1 protein-coding gene is annotated in these 477 nt (G+C 74.2%); it reads right to left on the bottom strand.

Going from position 1 to position 477, the window contains the following annotated elements; all coding sequences use genetic code 11:
- Positions 1-477 (bottom strand): rhomboid family intramembrane serine protease (locus LPA54_RS37485; RefSeq protein ID WP_228984912.1); only part of this gene is annotated, 477 nt, incomplete at both ends.

Below are 477 nucleotides of genomic sequence, written 5' to 3'. Positions count from 1 at the left end.
ACCAGCCCGCCGGTCAGCAGACCGCCCAGGTGGCCCGGCCACGAGGTGACGACCGCGGAGACCCCCAGCCACAGCAGCAGCCCGGCCATGAAGCGGTTCCCCCCGCGCATGTCGGCGCCCACCCGCCGGGACACGACGTAGTTGGCGGCCCCGACCCCGAACAGCGCGCCGGAGGCGCCGACCGTGGGGACCGAGGGCGCGAGCAGCAGCACCAGCACCGAACCGCCCAGCGCCGACAGCAGGTACAGGGCGAGGTGGTGGACCCGGCCGAGCATCGGCTCGACCACCCGGCCCAGGTTCCACAGCAGCGCCATGTTCATCACCACGTGGAGGACGCCGAACGTCCCCTCGGTGGGGGGCAGATGCAGGAAGGCGCCGGTCAGCAGCCGGTACCACTCGCCGCCCGCGACCCCCTCCGGGGTGAAGTCCGCCGGGTACGGCTGCGTCCACACGTAGTGGCCGCCGTCCGGGCCGAGC

Source organism: Streptomyces sp. DH12, from assembly GCF_020873895.1.
Taxonomy (GTDB): domain Bacteria; phylum Actinomycetota; class Actinomycetes; order Streptomycetales; family Streptomycetaceae; genus Streptomyces.
This window is presented reverse-complemented; position numbering and strand designations above follow the sequence as displayed.